Genomic DNA, 278 nt, shown 5'->3' with positions numbered 1-278 from the left:
CTCCTGTACTCATTCTGCAACTCCTCGTCATCTATGGCCTGCAGCATCGGTTTGTCGTATTCGTCCACCAGGATAACCACCTGCTTCCCTGTCTTCTCATACGCACGACCTATCACGTACATAAATCTCTCCTCAGGCGACCTGTCTTTCTTCTCGTCGCCGTATTCAGCCTCCCACATCTCAAGGTGCATGTTCAGAATTTCCAGAAGCGAAGCCTTATTCTCATATCGCTTCGTATTCAGGTCCAGATGCAGCACAGGATATTCCGTCCATTCCTT

At 49.3% G+C, this 278-nt stretch carries 1 protein-coding gene; it reads right to left on the bottom strand.

What is annotated here, in order from left to right:
• A partial coding sequence (locus NW213_RS16900; protein WP_258323485.1) for an AAA family ATPase occupies window positions 1-278 on the bottom strand: 278 nt, incomplete at both ends.

The sequence above is a fragment of the Bacteroides sp. ET336 genome, from assembly GCF_024733815.1.
In the GTDB taxonomy this organism is placed as follows: Bacteria; Bacteroidota; Bacteroidia; order Bacteroidales; family Bacteroidaceae; genus Phocaeicola; species Phocaeicola cellulolyticus.
This window is presented reverse-complemented; position numbering and strand designations above follow the sequence as displayed.